The 18,471-nt window shown below is 74.4% G+C and carries 15 protein-coding genes and 2 pseudogenes; 6 read left to right on the top strand and 11 right to left on the bottom strand.

All coding sequences use genetic code 11. The annotated features are described in order from the left end of the window. Positions 1 to 223: pseudogene (locus tag G011_RS0126540) on the bottom strand (IS110 family transposase); the annotation flags it as partial. A gap of 112 nt (positions 224 to 335) precedes the next feature. On the opposite strand from G011_RS0126540, the pseudogene G011_RS30315 reads away from it, so the two are divergent. Continuing rightward, positions 336 to 1,064: pseudogene (locus tag G011_RS30315) on the top strand (zinc-binding dehydrogenase); the annotation flags it as partial. Positions 1,065 to 1,292: 228 nt separating this feature from the next. On the opposite strand, the gene G011_RS0126530 reads toward G011_RS30315, so the two are convergent. From G011_RS0126530 to G011_RS0126510, 5 genes are read right to left on the bottom strand one after another with little or no spacing between them, the layout of a single operon-like run. Next, complete coding sequence (locus G011_RS0126530) at positions 1,293 to 2,096, bottom strand: DUF1295 domain-containing protein (RefSeq protein ID WP_019611110.1); 804 nt, start codon at positions 2,094 to 2,096, stop codon at positions 1,293 to 1,295. Next, positions 2,096 to 3,358, bottom strand: a complete 1,263-nt coding sequence (locus G011_RS0126525) for a cyclopropane-fatty-acyl-phospholipid synthase family protein (RefSeq protein ID WP_019611109.1) — start codon at positions 3,356 to 3,358, stop codon at positions 2,096 to 2,098. Before G011_RS0126525 ends, G011_RS0126530 begins: the two co-directional genes overlap by 1 nt. Next, the gene (locus G011_RS0126520) at positions 3,355 to 4,605 is read right to left on the bottom strand and encodes a cyclopropane-fatty-acyl-phospholipid synthase family protein (RefSeq protein WP_019611108.1); all 1,251 of its coding nucleotides are present in this window, start codon (positions 4,603 to 4,605) and stop codon (positions 3,355 to 3,357) included. The genes G011_RS0126525 and G011_RS0126520 overlap by 4 nt, the downstream gene beginning before the upstream one ends. Continuing rightward, positions 4,602 to 5,465 carry a DUF1365 domain-containing protein gene (locus G011_RS0126515; protein WP_155979845.1) on the bottom strand — a complete coding sequence of 288 codons (864 nt, stop codon included), beginning with the start codon at positions 5,463 to 5,465 and terminating at the stop codon, positions 4,602 to 4,604. Before G011_RS0126515 ends, G011_RS0126520 begins: the two co-directional genes overlap by 4 nt. After that, the gene (locus G011_RS0126510; RefSeq protein WP_019611106.1) at positions 5,462 to 6,748 is read right to left on the bottom strand and encodes an NAD(P)/FAD-dependent oxidoreductase; all 1,287 of its coding nucleotides are present in this window, start codon (positions 6,746 to 6,748) and stop codon (positions 5,462 to 5,464) included. The genes G011_RS0126515 and G011_RS0126510 overlap by 4 nt, the downstream gene beginning before the upstream one ends. A gap of 432 nt (positions 6,749 to 7,180) precedes the next feature. Here G011_RS0126510 and G011_RS0126505 point away from each other — a divergent pair, with 432 nt between their 5' ends. Next, complete coding sequence (locus tag G011_RS0126505) at positions 7,181 to 8,650, top strand: phosphatase PAP2 family protein (RefSeq protein ID WP_019611105.1); 1,470 nt, start codon at positions 7,181 to 7,183, stop codon at positions 8,648 to 8,650. 27 nt (positions 8,651 to 8,677) lie between these two features. Here G011_RS0126505 and G011_RS0126500 read toward each other — a convergent pair whose 3' ends face one another. The 5 genes from G011_RS0126500 to G011_RS0126480 form a co-directional block, all read right to left on the bottom strand. Beyond that, entirely contained in the window at positions 8,678 to 9,130 is a 453-nt protein-coding gene (locus G011_RS0126500) for a hypothetical protein (protein ID WP_019611104.1), read from the bottom strand. Between the two features lie 164 nt (positions 9,131 to 9,294). After that, positions 9,295 to 10,284, bottom strand: a complete 990-nt coding sequence (locus tag G011_RS0126495) for a phosphotransferase (protein WP_019611103.1) — start codon at positions 10,282 to 10,284, stop codon at positions 9,295 to 9,297. A 90-nt stretch (positions 10,285 to 10,374) separates the two neighbouring features. Beyond that, on the bottom strand, positions 10,375 to 11,697 hold the full coding sequence (locus tag G011_RS0126490) for an MFS transporter (protein WP_013152292.1): 1,323 nt from the start codon (positions 11,695 to 11,697) through the stop codon (positions 10,375 to 10,377). A 138-nt stretch (positions 11,698 to 11,835) separates the two neighbouring features. After that, the gene (locus tag G011_RS0126485; protein ID WP_019611102.1) at positions 11,836 to 13,482 is read right to left on the bottom strand and encodes an acyl-CoA synthetase; all 1,647 of its coding nucleotides are present in this window, start codon (positions 13,480 to 13,482) and stop codon (positions 11,836 to 11,838) included. Between the two features lie 48 nt (positions 13,483 to 13,530). Beyond that, positions 13,531 to 14,313, bottom strand: a complete 783-nt coding sequence (locus tag G011_RS0126480; protein WP_019611101.1) for an enoyl-CoA hydratase/isomerase family protein — start codon at positions 14,311 to 14,313, stop codon at positions 13,531 to 13,533. A gap of 216 nt (positions 14,314 to 14,529) precedes the next feature. Here G011_RS0126480 and G011_RS0126475 point away from each other — a divergent pair, with 216 nt between their 5' ends. The 4 genes from G011_RS0126475 to G011_RS0126460 all read left to right on the top strand — a co-directional run bounded on the left by G011_RS0126475 (position 14,530) and on the right by G011_RS0126460 (position 18,377). Continuing rightward, the gene (locus G011_RS0126475; RefSeq protein WP_019611100.1) at positions 14,530 to 15,453 is read left to right on the top strand and encodes a LysR substrate-binding domain-containing protein; all 924 of its coding nucleotides are present in this window, start codon (positions 14,530 to 14,532) and stop codon (positions 15,451 to 15,453) included. 67 nt (positions 15,454 to 15,520) lie between these two features. Beyond that, the gene (locus G011_RS0126470; RefSeq protein WP_019611099.1) at positions 15,521 to 16,462 is read left to right on the top strand and encodes an MBL fold metallo-hydrolase; all 942 of its coding nucleotides are present in this window, start codon (positions 15,521 to 15,523) and stop codon (positions 16,460 to 16,462) included. Positions 16,463 to 16,620: 158 nt separating this feature from the next. Next, on the top strand, positions 16,621 to 17,232 hold the full coding sequence (locus G011_RS0126465; protein WP_019611098.1) for a hypothetical protein: 612 nt from the start codon (positions 16,621 to 16,623) through the stop codon (positions 17,230 to 17,232). Further along, positions 17,229 to 18,377 (top strand): PrsW family intramembrane metalloprotease, encoded by a 1,149-nt coding sequence (locus tag G011_RS0126460; protein WP_019611097.1) that lies wholly within the window; start codon positions 17,229 to 17,231, stop codon positions 18,375 to 18,377. Before G011_RS0126465 ends, G011_RS0126460 begins: the two co-directional genes overlap by 4 nt. The last annotated feature ends 94 nt before the right edge of the window (positions 18,378 to 18,471 follow it).

Here is an 18,471-nt window from a genome sequence, read left to right as displayed (position 1 = left end):
CGATGCCAGCGTCGTTCAAGGTGCGGGCCAGGGCGAAACCGGTGGGCCCGGCCTCGTAGACGGCCCGGACCAGGCCGGGCAGGGTATGAAGCCAGTTCAAGATCTGGGCGTGGTCGCTGGTGAGTTTGGTGGTGGTGATTTCGCCGGTGGGGTCGTGGATCGCGCACGCGGTGGTGGAGCGGGCGTGCACGTCCAGTCCCACGGTCGTAGGCTCGAAAGACACCGGGACCTCCCACACATGTAGGCACTACCGTCCAGGTTCTGCCTGGTCGGCAACCCACGGCAACGTGTGAGCGGGGTCCCGGCCCTTCAGCGAACCCTCCCTACATACCGTCTACTGCGAGAACGCGGCCACCATGCCCTACCTGGCGGTGGGCCTGGGGCGCGACGGCGGCATGGCCGAGTACGTGACCGTGCCCGCCCACCACCTGGTCCCGCTGGGCGACGCCGACCCGGTGGAGGCCGCGCCGCTGTCGGACGCGGGCCTGACCCCGTACCACGCGATCAAGGAGGCGCTGCCGCACCTGGAGGGCGGCGGTCGGCACGCCCTGGTGATCGGCCTGGGCGGACTGGGACAGATCGGCGTGCAGATCCTCAGGGCGCTGACCGGCGCGACGGTGATCGCCACCGACGTCAAGGCCGAGCCGCGGGCCTGGGCCGAGCGCAACGGCGCGGTCACCGTGGGGGCGGGCGCGCACCAGGTCGAGGAGATCCGCGAGATCACCGGCGGGCGGGGCGTGGACGCGGCCTTCGACTTCGTGGGCGTGACCCCCACGATCGCGACCGCGGCGGCGTCGATGGCCCGGGGCGGACGGCTGACCGTGGTGGGGATCGCGGGCGGCACGCACGAGTTCTCGTTCTTCACCAACCCGTACGAGTCCTACATCACCAACACCTACTGGGGGACGGTGGGAGAGCTGTGGGAGGTGGTGGACATGTACAAGGCGGGGCAGATCCGTCCGGAGGTCGAGAGGTTCGACCTGGGGGACGCCCTGGAGGCCTACCGGAGGCTGGAGGCCGGAGAGGTCTTCGGCCGCGCCGTGGTGGTGCCGCACCAGAGCTGACCGCCCCGGGCGCCTCCGCCCGACCGGCGGGCCGGCGCGACGCGCACCGGGGGCGACCGCTCAGGGGGTCCGCACGACCGGCGGGCCTCCGAGCGGCGCGCCGGAGCCGACCGCGCGGGAAGGCGCGGTGGAAGCGGCGGGCCGCCGGGGCGCCGTGCCCGTGTGCGGCCCGTCCCGGGGCCCTCCCCTTCCGTGGGGCCCCGGGACGGGAATTCGTGCCCGGGGTCCTCAGCCCCTGCCGGGCGGCATCGGCACGAACGCGCTGGTGCGCCGGGCGTACTCCGCCCAGCCGGGCCGACCGGACATGTGCTCGTCCAGCAGCCGCTGCCCCGACCCCCGGGTCAGCAGGTAGGTCATCACCACGGGCGCGGGCAGGGTGAGCAGCGCCCACCACGACCCCGACAGCGCGACCAGGAACAGCCCCCACCACACGCAGGCGTCGCCGAAGTAGTTGGGGTGGCGGGTCCACGCCCACAGGCCGCGGTCCATGATCCGCCCGCTGTTGGCGGGGTCGCGCTTGAACCGGGCCAACTGGGCGTCGCCCACCGTCTCGAACACGAACCCCAGCAACCACACGGCCGCACCGGCGACGGCAAGCCACACCTGCGGGGAGCCGAGGAGGGGCGCGTCGGTGTGCACCGCCACCTGGACCGGCATCGCGACGATCCACACCAGGAACCCCTGGAGCAGGTAGACCACGCGCAGGGCGTAGGCGTTGCGGTCCCCGGGCGCCCCGGACAGCAGGCGCTCGTAGCGGGGGTCCTCGCCCTTGCCCCGGGAGCGCAGCCCGATGTGCGCGGCCAGGCGCAGCCCCCACACGGCGGTGAGCCCGGCCAGCAGCCAGGAGCGGGCGGGGTCGCCCGAGGCGGTCAGGGCGCCGACCACCGCCACGGCGGTGAAGCCGAGCCCCCAGGCCGCGTCCACCACGCTGTGCCTGCCCAGGCGCAGTGCGAGGGCGAAGGTCGCGAGCATGAGCGCCAGCACGGCCAGGGCGGACAGTCCCAGGGTGAGGGTGAGCGCGGAGACGTCCATCAGCGGCTCCCGGCGCGGTCCGGGCGCACGGCCAGGATCTGGTCCACTCCCATGCGCCCCTCCTCGAAGGCGAGCGCGCCCCCGGTCAGGTAGAGCCGCCACACGCGGGCGGTCTCGGGTCCGGCCAGGGCCACCAGCTCGTCGAAGCGGCGCTCCAGCACCTCCAGCCAGGCGCGGGCGGTGCGCACGTAGTGCTCGCGCATGGCCCGCACGCCGCGCACCTCCAGTCCGGCCCCCTCCAGCAGCCCGACCGTCTCACCCAGGGGGCGCATGTGCATGTCGGGGGCGATGTAGCGCTCGATGAACGGGCCGCCGCCGGGTTGGGCGCCTCGCCGCGACATCTGCTGGACCAGCAGGCGCCCGCCGGAGCGCAGCCGGTCGTGCAGGCGGCGGGCGAAGGGCGCGTACTCGTCGCGGCCCACGTGTTCGCCCATCTCGATGGCGGCCACGGCGTCGAAGCCGTCGTCGGTGACGTCGCGGTAGTGCTGGAGGCGCACCTCGACCAGGTCGGACAGGCCCTCCTCGCGGACGCGGGCCGCGACGTGGTCGCGCTGGCGCGCGGAGAGGGTGACGGCGGTGACGCGCGCTCCGTGGTGGCGGGCGGCGTGCAGGGTGAGCGATCCCCAGCCGCACCCCACGTCGAGCAGGCGGTCCCCCTCGCCCAGGCGCAGTCCGCAGCAGACGAGGTCGAGCTTGTCGCGCTGGGCGTCGGCGAGGGTGTAGCCGGGGTCGTCGCTGGTCCAGTAGGCGCACGAGTAGGCCATGGACTCGTCCAGGAGCAGCTCGTAGAGGTCGTTCCCGGCGTCGTAGTGGTGGGAGACGGCCGCGGCGTCGCGCTCGCTGGAGTGCGGACGTCCGCGCAGGCGCGCCTCGGCCGACGGGACGGGCGGCGGGGAGCCCACCACGCCCAGGGCCAGGAGGGTGCGGGCCGCGCGGGCCCACTCGGCGGGACCGGGCAGCGAGGTGCCGTTCTCGCGCACGCTCGCCCACACCCGGCTCAGGGCGTCGGTGAGGTCGCCCTCCACGTCCAGCGATCCGGTGACGTAGGCGCGGGCCAGGCCCAGCTCGCCGGGGCGGGCCAGGATGTGGCGCAGGGCGTCGCGGTCGCGCAGCACGGCCAGCGGGGCGTCGGCGGGACCGGCCTCGCTGCCGTCCCAGGCGCGCAGCCGGACGGGGAGCACGCCGTTGAACAGACCGGCGGCCAGGGGCGCGAGGAAGTGGGCGGCTCCGCGGGGCGGGGCGGGGGTCGCGGTGGTGCTCATCGGGCCTTCTCCATGGTGATCTGCTCGACGTCGATGATTCCGGACAGGAAACCGGCCTCGCAGTAGGCGAGGTAGAAGGACCACATGCGACGGAAGGTGGCGTCGAAGCCGAGGGCCTCCACCTGTTCGGCGGCGTCGGTGAAGTTCTCGCGCCACACGCGCAGGGTGTCGGCGTAGTCGCGGCCGAAGGAGAGCCGGTCGGTGATGCGCAGGGAGGTGCCCGCCCGCAGTCGCTCCTCGACGGCGGTGACCGAGGGGATGAGTCCACCGGGGAAGACGTACTTGTGCATCCAGGTGTAGGAGCCGCGCGAGGCGCGCATCAGGGCGTGCTCCATGGTGATGCTCTGGAGACCCACGCGTCCGCCGGGGCGCACGAGCCGGTCCAGGGCGGCGAAGTAGACGGGCCAGTAGCGCTCGCCGACGGCCTCGATCATCTCCACGCTGACCACGGCGTCGTAGGTTCCGGTGACGTCGCGGTAGTCGCACAGGCGGACGTCGACCAGGTCGGAGAGCCCGGCTGCGGCGACGCGTTCGACGGCCAGGTCGCGCTGCTCGGCGGAGAGGGTGACGGTGGTGACGCGGGCGCCGCGGCGGGCGGCGCGCACGGCCAGCTCGCCCCAGCCGGTGCCGATCTCCAGCAGCTCGACGCCCTCGGCCACGCCCGCGGCGTCCAGGAGGCGGTCGGTCTTGCGCTCCTGGGCGCGGGGCAGGGTGTCGCGGTCGCGGGCCTCGCCGTCCTCGAACAGCGCGGAGGAGTAGGTCATCGTCCGGTCGAGGAAGAGGCCGAAGAGGTCGTTGGACAGGTCGTAGTGGTGGCTGATGTGGCGTCTGGACCCGGCGCGGGTGTTGCGGTCCGAGGCGGGTCTGCGGGGCAGGGTGACGTGGCGCAGGGGCTGGAGGGGGCGCGGCACGAGGTTGTCGTAGTCAGCGGCCAGGCGGGTGAGCAGGGCGACCAGGTCGGGCGAGTCCCACTCCCCGGCCATGTAGGACTCGCCGAAGCCGATGAGGCCGCCCGCGGCCAGACGGCGGTGGAAGGCGTCGGGGTCGCGCAGCTCCAGGACGGGCGCACCGTCGTCGGCGGCGGGCGCGGCGGAGCCGGTGCGCACGCGCACGCCCGAGCGCGCGGTGGCGTGGCGGACGATGGCGCGGGCGACGGCCGCGCGCAGGCGTCCGCCGGGCACCCGGGCCACGTCGGGCCAGCGCCGTGCGTCCAGGGGCGGATGGGTGTGGGGGCTGGTCGTGGTCATGGCCGTGTCCCGGTCTTCCGTTCGGTCGCTGGTGTGTGCGTGCGCCCGCGCGGCTGGACGGGCAGTCCGCGCAGGTAGAGGCCGATGCCCTGGCGCCGGATGCGCAGCGCGCCGACCAGCGGCGCGAGGGGGTGGCGCAGCGCCCTGATCAGCAGGGACGCGGTGGTGGCGGGGCGTCGGACGCCGTGCACCGAGGCGGTGAGGGGCGGGCGCCCGTCGCGGTGCAGGGCGACGGTGAGCGCGAGGCGTTCACCGGGCTCGGGGAGGCTGAGGCGGTAGCGGCCGTCCACCGCGTTGAACGGGGAGACGTACATGGCCTTGTCCGCCTCGGCCCGGCCGCGGCCGTCCACGTCCAAGACGTAGCGGTGGCGCTGGCCGTAGGTGTTGTGGACCTCGGCGACGACGCGGCCGAGGCGGCCGTCGCGGTGGTGGCACCAGTAGACGGTCAGGGGGTTGAACACGTGGCCCAGGACGCGGGCGTGGGCGAGCATGAGCACCCGGCCGCCGTCGAGGTCCACGCCGTGCTCGGCGAGGAGGGCGTCGATGTCGGCGCGCAGCTCCCGCGCCCAGCCGCCGGCGCGGTGGCGGCGAGCGGCACCGGTGCCGGTTGGGACGCGGGTGAGGGTCGGGGCACCGGCTTCAGCGGAGGCGCGGGTGACGACCGGTGCGCGGTCGCCGTCCACGGCGTGGTCCTTCGCGCGGAACCCGGCCAGGACGCTCAGCGGCCAGCGCGGGCGCGGCGGGTCGTCCAGGTCCACCAGCCAGTAGTAGGTGCCGTAGGCGAAGGCGTTGCGGACGGGTTCGGAGCGGACGTGGCGGACGGTGGCCTCGTACAGCGCGGGCGCCGGGGAGGGCGTCACCAGTGCACCCCCAGGCTCGCGGCGGCCCGGACGCCCGAGCGGCACCCGTCCTCGTGGAAGCCCCACCCGTGGTGGGCCCCGGCGAAGGCGACGACCCGGTCGCTGAGTTCGGGCAGCCGCCGCTGCGCGGCCAGGGAGGCGGGGGTGTAGACGGGGTGCGCGTAGTCCATGGCGGCCACGACCCGGTCGGGGTCGACCTCGTCGGCTCCGTTGAGGGTGACCACGTACTGCTCGTCGGCGTCCAGGCGCTGGAGGCGGTTCATGTGGTAGCTCACGCGCACGGGCTCGGTGTCGGGTTCGCAGGAGGCCAGGCGGTGGTTCCAGCTGGCCCAGACGTCGCGGTCGGCGGGCAGGACGGAGGCGTCGGTGTGCAGCAGGGTGCGGTTGCGCGAGTAGCCGAAGGCGCCGAGGACCTCGCGCTCGGCGTCGGTGGGGTCGGCGAGCAGGGCGAGGGCCTGGTCGGCGTGGGTGGCCACGACCGCGGCGTCGAAGTCCAGGGCCTCTCCCCCGGCGCGCAGGCGCACCCCCCGTGCCGTACGGGCCAGCGAGGTGACCGGGGTTGCGGTGCGCACCGCGTGCAGGTTCTTGGCGACGCGCTCGACGTAGGAGTGCGAGCCGCCGGTGACGGTGCGCCAGCGGGGCGAGCCCCACACGCTGAGCATGCCGTGGTTGGCCAGGAAGGAGAACAGGTAGCGGGCGGGGTAGTCGGTGGCGGTGCCGGGCGGGCAGGACCACACCGCCGACACCAGCGGGAGCAGGAAGTGCGCGACCGTGTAGGGCGTGAACCGGTGGTGGCGGACGAAGGCGCCGAGGGTGGGCTCGGCCGCGCCGGGGGGCGGGGTCGCGGCGAGCAGGCGCCGGGCGGCCCGGTGGAAGCGGGGGATCTCGGTGAGCATGCGCAGGTAGGCGGGGCTGCGCCGGGACCGGTTGGGGAGCATGGCCCGCACGCCGCGCGCGCCCGCGTACTCCAGGCCGCAGCCCCGGCAGCTGACCGACATGCTCATCTCGGTGGGCTGGGTGGACACGCCGAGTTCGTCGAACAGGCGCAGCAGGTGGGGGTAGGTGCGCCTGTTGTGCACGATGAAGCCGCTGTCGACCCGCAGCTCGCCGCCCGGTCCGCCGTCGATCCGGTGGGTGTGGGCGTGCCCGCCCAAGCGGTCGTCGGCCTCGAACAGGGTGACGTCGTCGTCCCGGTGCAGGACGTGCGCCGCCGTCAGTCCGGAGACGCCGGAGCCGATGACCGCGACCCTGCGTCGGTGGAGGGTGTGCTGCCCTGTACCCAATGCGTCCTCTTCACTTCCGGGGGCTGTGTGGCGGAAGTGATTCGGTACCGGGAACCAGGCGGATTGGTCCGCATCATCACGAAAAGGTCTCGAAAGCGAAGGAGCCGGGGCGGGGACGGTCGCGCCGGGTGTGCCGGACCGGGAGCGCTGCCGGGGCGCCCGTGGCGGAGCACGGCCGGGCCGGGCGGACACCGGGGCGGGCGGCAGGAGGCGGGACAGGGCGTGCCGCGGAACGCCGCGGGGCCTCGGGGGCGACCCCCTCCTCCGCCGCTCCCGCACGCCGTACGGCACCGCGCGGATCACGCTTCCGGCACTCGCGTCCGACCGAAACCAACATCGTGTGTGATGTCATCAACACACTGAAGGCTCTCCTGCGGGCGCGCCCTTATGGACATCTGACGGTGCTTTGCCCAATCTGGGGCAATGAGCCTTATGAGTCGACTCCAACGGGCTGACAAGAAGGTCTACGACCACGTGACGGGGTTGGGACCCGCGTCCCTGGACGCCTACACCCCCAAGTTCGTGCAGGCGACGGACAACATGGCGCCGTGGTTCCTCATGTCGGCCACCCTCGCTGCCACCGGCGGCCCCAGACTGCGGCGCACCGCCCTGCGCGCGATCCTGGCCGCGGGCACCGCCAACCTGGTCTCGGCGGGGATCAAGCAGATCTCGGGGCGCACCCGCCCGGACAACTCGGCCGTCCCGGCCGCGCGCAGCCCCTACCGTTCCTATCCCAGCACCTCCTTCCCCTCCGGGCACACCGCCGCGGCCGCGGCCTACGCGGCCGGGGTCATGACCGACGCGCCCAAGCCGCTGGCCGGGCTGGTCGCACTCCTGGCGGGCGGGGTGGCGTTCTCCCGCGTGCACAGCGGCGTCCACTACCCCGGCGACGTGCTCGCCGGGGTGGCCATCGGGTGCGGCGCGGCCCTGCTCGCCAGGACGGTGGTGCCGCCCCGGCCCGAACTGGTCTTCGGCGCGCGCACCGTCGCCGACGGGGAGACCGACGTGGACCGCGAGGGCGCCGGGGTGACGGTGGTGGTCAACCCGCGCTCGGCCTCGGGCACGGTGCCCGGACTGACCGCGGCCGACGTCACGAGCAGGGTGGCGCGGGCGCTGCCCAAGGCGCGGATCATCCCGCTGTCGGCCGACGACGACGTGGTCGGGGTCATGGACCAGGCCGCGCGCACCAGCGAGGTGCTGGCGGTGGCGGGCGGCGACGGCACCGTCAACGCCGGGGCGCAGGCGGCGCTCGACCACGACCGCCCGCTGCTGGTGCTGCCGGACGGCACCCTCAACAACTTCGCCCGCACCCTGGGGCTGTCCTCGGTGGACATCGCGCTGCGGGCCTTCGACGACGGTCGGCTGGCCCGGGTGGACGTGGGCGAGGTGGACGGCCGGATCTTCCTCAACACGTCCTCCTTCGGCTCCTACCCGCGCATGGTGGAACGGCGTGACAAGTGGGCCGAGCGGATCGGCAAGTGGCCCGCGTTCGCGCTGGCCCTGTGGCAGGACCTGCGGGAGGTGAGTCCGATCTCCGCGGTCGTGGACGGCGAGCCCGCCAAGGTGTGGTGGGCGTTCGTGGGCAACTGCCGGTACCGCACGCACGGCCGGGTGCCCGCGCTGCGCGAGCAGCTGGACGACGGACGGCTGGACGTGCGGGTGCTCACCGCGCGGGCGCCCTTCCCGAGGCTGCGCGCCGTCGCGGACGTGCTGCTGGGCAAGTTCGCGCACGGCGAGGGCTACTCCGAGCGGCTGACCACGGGACTGACGCTGACCATCCCGGGCGAGCCCAGGCTTCTGGCCGTGGACGGCGAGGTCGTGGAGGGCTCGCGCACGGTGGTCTTCACCAAGCGGCACGCGGCCCTGCGGGTGTTCGTGCCCGCCGTCGAGACCAACCGGTGAACACCGCGAGCGGCGTCGGCCCTACCGTCAGCGGCGGCACCGCCGCGGGCCGCGGGAGTGGTCCCTACCGGTGTCGCCGCCCAGCAGGAGGCTGAGTCCCGCCCCCAGCAGCCACGCGTCCTTGGACAGGGGCAGCCCCTGTTCGGTCGGGCGCAGGCTCTGGGGGCGCCGCATGCCCGGGGTGCGCAGGTACAGGCCGAGCAGCCCGGCGGCGAACGCGGTCAGGCCCGCGCCCGCGACACGGCTCGGGACGACGGGGAGCAGCAGGGCGGCGCCCAGGGCGATCTCACCGGCCGACAGCAGCCGGGCGAAGGTGACGGGGTCCACGTCCTTGAGGAAGGGGTAGGTCCCCGCCGCCATGCCGTGCAGGCCCTGCGCGGCCTCCTCGTCGGCGCCGCGCTTCTCCAGCCCGGAGTTGAGGACGAACGCCCCCGTGATGACGCGCAGCGGCAGGTCGCGGGTGCTCAGGGGCAGGTTCATGTCGCTCCAACAGCTGGTCGGGTCCGTGGCGTGCCCGGTCGGCCGGATCCGGCCCGGCCGTACCGACAACAGGTCTTTCCGGTCGCCAAGAGTCAGGGATATGTTACCGACCGCAAACAGCGCGGGCAGGCCGCGACCCGCCGGGCCGCCGGATCCGGGCGGCGTCAGCGGGCGCCGGACCGCTCCCCCGCGCCGAGGCGTTCGACGATGCGGACCAGGTCCCGCCAGGCCCGGGAGGTGTCGGGGCCGCCCTCGTGGGGCGAACGGAACCAGTCGACGAACTCGACGACGTCGCGCAGGTCCCAGCGCAGCCGGTACAGGTCCAGCAGGGCGCGGTCGGGCTCGTGCCCGCTGACCTCGGCGTAGCGTTCCAGCTCGGCGGGGTCGTCGGTGACCAGCCACAGGTCGCGCTCGGGGACGGCCAGTCCGACGGTGTCCCAGTCGACCAGCAGCGGGCAGTCGCCGCGCCACAACAGGTTGCCGGGGTGGGGTTCGCCGTGGGTGAGGACCGCCGCCGCGCCCTCCAGGGCGGCCGCGCCGCGGTCGGACTCGGCCAGGCGCTCGCGCAGCACCGGGGCGTGCTCGGCGAGCAGGTCGGCGGTGGGCCCGGCGTGGGGCCCCGCGTCGCCGACGGCGGCGGGGCGCTCCAGCAGCGCGGCGAGCCGGTCCTGGCCGGGGAGGCGGGTCTCCACGGCGGGCGCGTCTCCCGGTGCGCTGCGGTGCAGCTGGGCGAGGGTGTCCAGGAGCCGGGCCCGCCGGTCGGCGGACAGCTCCCGGCCGAAGTCTCCGGACTCGCCCTCCACGTGGGGGAAGACGCTGAGCGCGTACCCGTCGCCGACCGGGACGACGGTGTCCCCGCCCGGGGTGCGCAGGGGCGCGACGACGAAGCCGAGTCCCTCGTCGTCGTGCAGCCGGGCGGCGGTGTCCATGGCCCGGGTGAGGCGCCGCCGCACGGCGGCCGGGTCCGGGCCGAGGAAGGACTTGCGGGCGAGGTCGGCCACCGTGGTGAACCAGCGGCGGCCCGCGGTGTCGGTGACACTCCAGTGGTGGTCGCCGAAGCCCAGGGGGACGTGGTCGATCGAGGTCGCGTGGACGCCCCACGCCGCCAGCGCGTCGTGCAGGCGTGGTTCCAGGTTCGTCAGCCGTTCGCGCATGCGGCGAAACTACCAGCCGGTCCGCGCCGCGGCCGGGATTTTCCTCCCCGGGGACGCCCGTGTGGCTTCGGAGGCGTCCCCGGGAGCGGGTCAGTCCAGCGTGGTGCGGTGCAGGGACAGGTCCCGGGTCTCGCGGACCAGGGTGAGCACCACCAGGAGGCTGAGCGCGGCGACGCCGACGAGGTAGAACGCCGGGGTCAGGGCGCTGCCGGAGGTGGCGACCAGCCAGGTGGCCACGAACGGCGCCGTGCCGCCGAAGAGCACGTAGGCGGTGGTGTAACCGACCGCCGACCCGCTGGCGCGCAGGTGGGCCGGGAACATCTCCACCATCATCGGCACGTTGGAGGTGCCGATCACCGCCACGAGCGCGGCCAGCGCCGAGGTGCCCAGCATCGCCCCGGCCAGCCCGGTGCCCATGAGCTGGAACGCGGGGTAGGTCAGCAGCACGAACCCGGCGCAGGCGGTCATCAGCATGGGGCGGCGCCCGAACCGGTCGCTGGCCCTGGCCATGAGCGGGCACATCAGCGTGTACGCCAGCATCGCGACCACGCTGGTGGTGAGCGCCTGGGTCTTGGTGTAGTCCAGCGACTCCGACATGTAGCTGATCATGTAGCTGCTCATGAAGTAGTAGCCGACGGCGTTGGTGATGCTGTAGCCGAAGAGCGTGAACATCTGGCGGCCGGAGACCCGGAAGGCCTCGCGCAGCGGGCTGCGGGTGGTGTTGTCCTCCCGGGCCATCTCGCGGAAGACGGGGGTGTCGTCGAGCCGGGAGCGCAGGTACAGGCCGATGGCGCCCAGCGGCCCGGCGATCAGGAACGGCACCCGCCAGCCCCACGACATCAGGGCCTCCTCGCTGAGGGTGCCGGTGAGCAGCACGCCCACGCCCGAGCCGACGACGGCGGCCACGCCCACGGTGATGGGGACGGCGCTGGCGTAGCGGGCGCGGCGGCCCTCGGGGGCGTACTCCATGATGAAGGAGGAGGCGCCGGTGTACTCGCCGCCGGTGGAGAAGCCCTGGACGGCGCGCATGAGCAGGAGCAGCAGGGGCGCGGCCAGGCCGATCGCGGCGTAGGTGGGCAGCAGGCCGATGGCGAGGGTGGCGCCGCTCATGCACAGCACGCTCAGCGCCAGGGCGCGGTTGCGGCCGATGCGGTCGCCGTAGTGGCCGAAGAACAGGGCGCCCAGGGGCCGGGCGATGAACCCCGCGGCGAAGATCGCCCAGGTCGCCAGCAGCGCGGCGGCGGGGTCGTAGTTGGGGAAGAACAGCACCGCGATGGTCGCCGACATGACGGCGTAGGCGCCGGAGTCGAACCACTCCACGAAGTTGCCGATGGCGGTGGCGACGGTGACGCGGCGGCGGACGCGGCCGATGTCCTCCGGCGGGGTCGCGGGGGCTTTGGGGTCGTTGAGCACCGTACCCGAACTCCTCTTTCTCACTGGTCCGGGCCTGGCCCGGATTCGATGGTAGGGGGGACAAGAGAGGGGGCGGCCCGCCGGGGTGGCCGGGCGCGGCCGGGTGCGGTGGCGGCCCCCGCCGCCACCGCACGGATCTCAGGCCGTGTCGCGCCGGCGCAGCTCGGCGCGTTGGACCTTGCCTGTGGCGGAGCGGGGCAGGCTCTCCTCGAAGGCGATCAGGCGCGGGTAGGCGAAGCGGGAGTAGTGCTCGCGGGCGAAGGCGCGGATCCGGTCGGCGAGCTCCTCGCTCGGCTCGTACCCGTCGGCCAGTTCGACCCATGCCTTGACGACCTGTCCGCGCAGCGGGTCGGGCAGTCCCACGACTCCGGCGTCGGCGACGGCCGGGTGCTCGCGCAGGGCCGCCTCGACCTCGTAGGGTCCGACCCGGTAGCCGGAGGTCTTGATGACGTCGTCGGTGCGGCCCAGGAACCAGAAGTAGCCGTCGGCGTCGCGGGTGGCCTGGTCCTTGGTGCGGTACCAGGTGCCGCCGAAGGTCTCGGCGGAGGCCTCGGGCCGGTTCCAGTAGCCCAGCGGGAACTGCGGGTTGCTGCGGGCGCGCAGGCAGATCTCGCCGGGTTCCCCGTCGGGGACCTCGCGGTCCTGTGCGTCCAGCAGGGCGACGTCCCAGCCGGGCAGCGGGCGGCCCACCGAGCCGGGCTTGACCGGGATTCCGGGCATGTTCCCGAGCAGGGGGTAGGACTCGGTGGACCCGTAGTAGTCGAACGGGGTGACGCCGAACTGCTCCCGGAACCAGGTGATGAGGTCGGTGGTCAGCGGCTCGTTGGAGCAGCACACCACGCGCAGGGACTGGGGGTGGCGGCGTCCGGCGTCGGGCACCTCGGCGCGGAGCTTGCGCAGCAGGGTGGGGTTGACCAGGGCGGTGGTGACCCGGTTGCGCGCCATCGCGGCGAGCAGCCCCTCGGGGTCGAAGCCGGCGCGGGGGCGGTGGACCAGGTGGGTGGCCCCGGCGCGCAGCGGGCCCATGAGCTTGGCCATGGACCAGGCCCAGTCGCCCGCCCCGTAGAACACGTCGCCGGGGCGCAGGTCGTGACAGTAGCGGAACTCGTTGTGGCCCAGCAGGGTGCGGTGGGCGTGCACGATGCCCTTGGCCGCGCCGGTGGTCCCCGAGGTGTAGAAGATGAGCGCGGGGTCGTCGGCCGCGGTGTCGGCGGCCTCGTGGCGGGGCTCGCGGGCGGCCACGGCCGGGTCGTCCACGCTCACGACGCGGACGTCGGTGTCGAGCCCGTGGGAGGCGCGGGCGGCGCGAACGGCTCCCGCGGCGCGTTCCAGGGCGGCGTCCTCGGTGATCAGGAGGGTGCTGCCGGAGTCGGCGATCCGGTAGGCGATGGGGTCGTCGGCCCACAGCAGGGACATGGTGACCAGGACGGCGCCGGTGCGCAGCACGCCCAGGTAGGTGGCGGGGGTGTCGGGGCGCTGGGGCAGCAGGACCGCGACGCGGTCGCCCTCGCGCACGCCCAGGGCGTGCAGGTGGGCGGCGACTCGGGCAGCCCGGTCGCGGACGCGGTCCCAGGTGACCTCGTCGCGGTGGCCGGTGTGGTCCTCGAAGACGAGGGCGACCCGGTCCCCGGGGTGGTGGTCGGCGACGTCGACGGCCATGTTGTACCGCTCGGGCACCTCCCAGCGCTGCTCGGAGCGCAGTCGGCGGTAGAGGCGCTCCCCCTCGGCGAGTGCGTCCGGGCCGGGGGTCTCGAAGGCGGCGGCCTCGGTTCCGGTGGTGGTCATCGGGTGGTTTCCCCTGTTCCTGCTGTGGCTTGGCGGTGGAGCGGCGGTTCAGCGGCGCTTGGCCAGGAACCGCTCCATCTCGCGCTGGGGCTCGCCGCTGGCGTAGGCCCGGGCGTGGACGTCCTTGGCGGCGGTGACGGCGTCGGTGAGGGCGGCGTCGTCGATCTCGCGCAGTCGGGCCTTGGTGAGCGCGACGGCGCCGGGCGGCAGGGAGGCCAGGGAGGCGGCGAGGTCGAGGGCCGCGGCGAGCACGTCCCCGCGTTCGGGGACGAGGCGGGTGAGCAGGCCCAGGCGGTGCGCCTCGGTGCCGTCGACCAGGTCTCCGGTGAGGGTGAACTCGATGGTGCGGGCCTTGCCGAGGATGTCCCACATGGCCCAGATACCGGTGACGCTGGGGATGCCGGAGCGGACCTCGGGCTGGCCCATGCGGACGCCGGGGTGGCCCACGCGCAGGTCGGCCAGGAGCGCGAACTGGAAGCCCGACCCGGCGGCGACGCCGTTGACGGCGGCCACGGTGGGCTTGTCGACGCCGCGCAGGGCCCGGTAGAGGACGTCGAACTCGTCGATCCAGACCTCGGCGGCGGCGTGGTCCCCGGGATCGATGGCCCGGGTCTCGGCGAGGTCCTGGCCGGCGCAGAAGGCGTCTCCGGTGCCGGTGAGGACGACGGCGCGGCAGTCGGGGTCGGCCCCGGCCTCGGTGAGGAGCTCGACGATGCGGGCCCGCATGGCGGAGGTCCAGGCGTTGAGCTTGGCGGGGCGGTTGAGGGTGATGACGGTCGTGTGGCCCTCGGTGAGGGGTTCGCGGTGCGCCAGGACGAGTTCGTCGGACACGTGGAGTCCTTTCACATGTTCACAAGCAAGGGTGGTCGGCGTACACCGTCGTGTTCGCCGGGGTGCCGGGGACGAGGGGCCTCCGCGCCGGGGGCGGGGGAGGAAGCCGGTTCGTCCTTCCGGTGAACGCCATGAGAACAGCCCGTCGGCTCCGGCGTCCAACACCAGTTGCGACCTCACGCGATATCGCAGTGATATGGCCGGTAGGGTCGCCGCATGGAACTGCGCCACCTGCGCTACTTCACGGTGCTGGCCGAGGAACTGCACTTCGGCCGGGCCGCCGCCCGCCTGCACATGGCCCAGCCCCCGCTGTCCCAGCGCATCCGCGACCTGGAGCGGGAGCTGGGGGTGCGGCTGTTCGACCGGGGGCGCAACCAGGTGCGGCTGACCGAGGCCGGGGCGCTGCTGCTGGAGCACGCGCGGCCGGTGCTGGAGAGCGCCGAGTCCGCCCGCGAGGCCATGCGGCGCATCCGCCCCGGGCAGAGCGGGATACTGCGCGCCGGGATTCCGCCGGACACCATGGCGGTCACGCTGCGCACGCTGACCGCCGAACTGGCCCGCCTGGCACCCGACGTCCTGGTGGACCTGCACGAGCTGACCACGGACGAGCAGTTGGCCGCGCTGCGCGAGGGCGAACTGGACGTGGGGATGGTGCGCCACCCCTCCGACACCACCGGGCTGGAGTCGGGCCCGGTGGCCAGCCGCAGGCTGGGGGTGCTGCTGCCCGCCGAGCACCGTCTGGCGGCGGGCGGACCGGTGCGGCTGCGCGACCTCAACGGGATGCCGCTGGTGGTCTTCCCGCGCGCGATGGCGCCGATGCTCTACGACCAGATCATGTCGGCGTGCAGGTCGGAGGGGTTCCGGCCGGGCGCGATCCGGCACGCGCGCAACCCGCACTTCGTCAACGGGCTGGTGCTGGCCGGGCGGGGCGTGCACCTCAACGAGCACCCGCTGGGCGGTCTGCCCGAGGGGCTGGTGTGGTCACCGCTGGAGGGCAGCCCGCTGGCGTGGCGCACGTCGGTGGTGTGGCCGCCCCGCCGCAGGCACGCGAGCGTGGCGGTGTTCGTGGCGGCGGCCACGGCGGGCCTGGAGGCGGCGGGGCACGTCATCCAGCCCGGGTCCGGCACCGCGGAGGAGTGAGCGCGGGGCTCTGTTGTACGCTCTTCCTTCCCTGCCCCGAAGTCGGCGAGCGCGAGGGAGGACCCCCATGGACCGGACCGCACGGACCGGGCCGGAGGCGGCGAGCCTGACCGAGGTCGTGGACGGCGTGTACGCCTGGGTGCAGCCGGACGGCACCTGGTGGGTCAACAACGCGGGAGCCGTCGCCGGGGACGACGGGCTCCTGGTGGTGGACACCTGCGCGACCGAGGCCCGCACCCGCGCGTTCCTCGGCGCCCTGGCGCGCGCCGCCGGCGGCGCGCCCGTCCGGTGGGCGGTCAACACCCACCACCACGGCGACCACACCTACGGCAACAGCCTGCTGCCCGAGTCCGCCGCGCTCATCGGGCAGGCCGCCATGCGCGAGGCGCTCGCGCACGACCCGATCCTGGACGCCTGCCCGCCGTTCTGGTCGCCCCTTCCGGACTGGGGCGGCGTCACCCGGCGCCTGCCGTCGATCGTGTTCGACCGGGAGCTGACCGTCCACACCGGCGGGCGGCGCGTGGAGCTGCGCCACCCCGGCCACACGGCGCACACCCCCGGCGACGCGGTGGCCTGGCTGCCCGAGGAGCGGGTGCTGTTCACCGGCGACCTGGTCTTCCACGGGCTGACGCCGCTGGTGTTCATGGGTTCGCTGGAGGGCGCGCTGCGCTCGCTGGAGTGGCTGCACGCGTTCGGCCCCGAGCACGTGGTCCCCGGACACGGCCCGCTGCTGGGCGCCGCCGAGCTGGACGCGGTGCTGGGCGAGCACGAGCGCTACTACCGGTTCGTGCTGGAGACCGCCCGGGACGGGGTCGCCCGGGGGCTCACCCCGCTGGAGAACGCCGGGGACTGCGACCTGGGCGGATTCCGCGACTGGGCCGACGCCGAGCGCATCGTGCTCAACCTGCACCGCGCCCACGCCGACCTCACCGGTACCGGCATGGACCTCGCGGCGGCGCTGTCCGACGCCGTCGAGTGGAACGGGGGCCTGATGCCCACCAGCCTCTGAGCGTTCCCGACCGGTCACCGCGCCCCCGCGCCGAGCCCCCGCATTGGTGAAATCACCGTAAACGTGTGCCAAGTCGGCGCCGTGCCACCAAAGCACACACCCCCGAATGTTTCGCTTGCCGTGACAGGGCATCACCGCGGGTGACGAGGGGGAACGCCATGGCGGAGGCGACCGGGGAGGACGCGCGCGCACGGCGGCGCGGCCCCCGCAGCAACTGGGTGCCACTGGGCGCGGCCGCGGCGGCGATCGCGCTGCTGGTGGTGGCCTGGCCGCTGGTCAACGCGCTCCTGCCCGGCTCGGAGTCCGTCCCCTCCGGCGAACCGGTGCCCGTGGGGTCCGCGGGTGACTACCGGGCCTCCCTCACCTTCCCCCAGGAGGGCTGGCACCTCAACACCGGCTCCAGCCAGGCCGGGCAGATCTACCGCTTCACCCGGGGGCCCGTGGAGCTGACTCTCAGTTCGGTCACCCCCGTGACCTCGCCGCCGCCCAGCCTGGAGGAGCTGTGGGCGGGCCTGCGACGGGTCGTGCGCGCCGGTGAGGCGACGGCGAGGCTGGGCGACCCCGAGACCATCTCCACCCGGGGCGGCGTCAAGGGGCTCGCCGGGGCCCTGGAGAGCCGCGAGGGGGACGGCTCCGCGGTGGTCTACCCCTCCCCCGACGGACAGCTGGCCGTGGAGATGACCCTCGCCGGACGCGAGGCCACCCCGGCCGACCTCAGCGCGGTCGCCGACGTCGTGCGCTCGGTCTCCTTCACCCGGGAGGGCTCGTGAACCCCGAACCCGAGAACCGTCCGGCCGCGACCGACCGGGGCTCCGTGCCCTCTCCGCGCCGCGCCCGCCAGGAGGGCTCCGGTCCCCGGCACGTCTGGAAGCGGCCGACCGGGGGCGCCCGCGCCCGCGGGCAGCGACTGCCCGCGCTGGCCGCGCTCGTCCTGATCGGGGTGCTGTGCGCGGTGGGCCTGGGCTACCTGGCGGTGCGGTTCACCGGGCTGGTGCGCGTCTTCTTCTCCGAGGCGGCGCTGGCGGTGTTCCTGGGGCTGGTGACGCTGGCCTTCGGGTTCTGGGTGCTGCGCCGCATCCGTCCGGTGCGCGACCCCGCCCTGGACGCCTCCGTGGCCGCGGTGCTCTGGGGTCTGACCGCCGCGCCGGCGGGCGGGGTCGTCGCCAACGCGGGCCTGGGCTCGATCTGGGCCAAGAGCCTGGGGCTGCCCTTCTCCGAGGTCTGGGGGGCGGCCATGACCGCCCCGCTCAACGAGGAGGTGCTCAAGCTCGCCGGGATCGTGCTGGTGGCGGTGGCCTTCCCCGCCGCCGTGCGCGGTCCGGTGGACGGGTTCGTGATCGGGTCCCTGGTGGGTCTGGGCTTCGAGGTGACGGAGAACTTCGTCTACTCGATGAACGCGATCGTCCAGTCGGGCGGCACCGGCGGGCTGGTGCCGGTGGTGCAGACGACCGTGGTGCGGCTGGTCCTGACCGGGTTGGGCTCGCACTGGGCGATGTCGGCGGTCGCGGGCACCGCCGTGGGCCTGCTGGCGGCGGTGGCGTGGCGGCCCGGCAGGCGCAGGGCCGGGGCCGCCGCCCTGCTGGTGCTCCTGGCGGTGGCGCTGCACTGGCTGCTGGACTCGCCGCTGTTCGCCGGGTTCGGTGGTGTCGTGTTCAAGGTCGCGGCGGTCTTCCTGACCACGATGGCCGTGTACTTCACCGTCCGGCACGCCTACCGGCGCCGGGTGCGCGCGACGCTGGCCTCCGAGGGCGGGGCTCTGGGCATGCGGCGGTCGGCGGCGGTGGCCCTGGCCAACCGGCGCGGCCGCGTCGGGGAGCTGAGCCACGTGGCCGAACCGGAGCGGCCCGCCGTGGAGAGGCGCCAGGAGCAGATGCTGGCGATCGCCGAGGACAGGGCGGTGCGCCGGACGCCGTGACCGGCGGGCGCGGGCCGACCAGGCGGCGGGCGGAACGGACAGCGGACAGAGAGGATGATGGGTGGGCCCGATGTCGGGCCGACCGGATGGCGGG

Source organism: Nocardiopsis sp. CNS-639 (genome assembly GCF_000381685.1).
In the GTDB taxonomy this organism is placed as follows: domain Bacteria; phylum Actinomycetota; class Actinomycetes; order Streptosporangiales; family Streptosporangiaceae; genus Nocardiopsis; species Nocardiopsis dassonvillei.
Note: the sequence above shows the minus strand (reverse complement) of the source record. Positions and strands in the feature narration are given on the sequence as shown.

What these genes read in the sequence shown, in the direction of transcription:
- G011_RS0126470 (WP_019611099.1), top strand. Translation starts at nt 15,521, where the DNA reads ATGGACCGGACCGCACGGACCGGGCCGGAGGCGGCGAGCCTGACCGAG.
- G011_RS0126500 (WP_019611104.1), bottom strand. Translation starts at nt 9,130, where the DNA reads ATGAACCTGCCCCTGAGCACCCGCGACCTGCCGCTGCGCGTCATCACG.
- G011_RS0126485 (WP_019611102.1), bottom strand. Translation starts at nt 13,482, where the DNA reads ATGACCACCACCGGAACCGAGGCCGCCGCCTTCGAGACCCCCGGCCCG.
- G011_RS0126465 (WP_019611098.1), top strand. Translation starts at nt 16,621, where the DNA reads ATGGCGGAGGCGACCGGGGAGGACGCGCGCGCACGGCGGCGCGGCCCC.
- G011_RS0126475 (WP_019611100.1), top strand. Translation starts at nt 14,530, where the DNA reads ATGGAACTGCGCCACCTGCGCTACTTCACGGTGCTGGCCGAGGAACTG.
- G011_RS0126495 (WP_019611103.1), bottom strand. Translation starts at nt 10,284, where the DNA reads ATGCGCGAACGGCTGACGAACCTGGAACCACGCCTGCACGACGCGCTG.
- G011_RS0126505 (WP_019611105.1), top strand. Translation starts at nt 7,181, where the DNA reads ATGAGTCGACTCCAACGGGCTGACAAGAAGGTCTACGACCACGTGACG.
- G011_RS0126530 (WP_019611110.1), bottom strand. Translation starts at nt 2,096, where the DNA reads ATGGACGTCTCCGCGCTCACCCTCACCCTGGGACTGTCCGCCCTGGCC.
- G011_RS0126520 (WP_019611108.1), bottom strand. Translation starts at nt 4,605, where the DNA reads ATGACCACGACCAGCCCCCACACCCATCCGCCCCTGGACGCACGGCGC.
- G011_RS0126525 (WP_019611109.1), bottom strand. Translation starts at nt 3,358, where the DNA reads ATGAGCACCACCGCGACCCCCGCCCCGCCCCGCGGAGCCGCCCACTTC.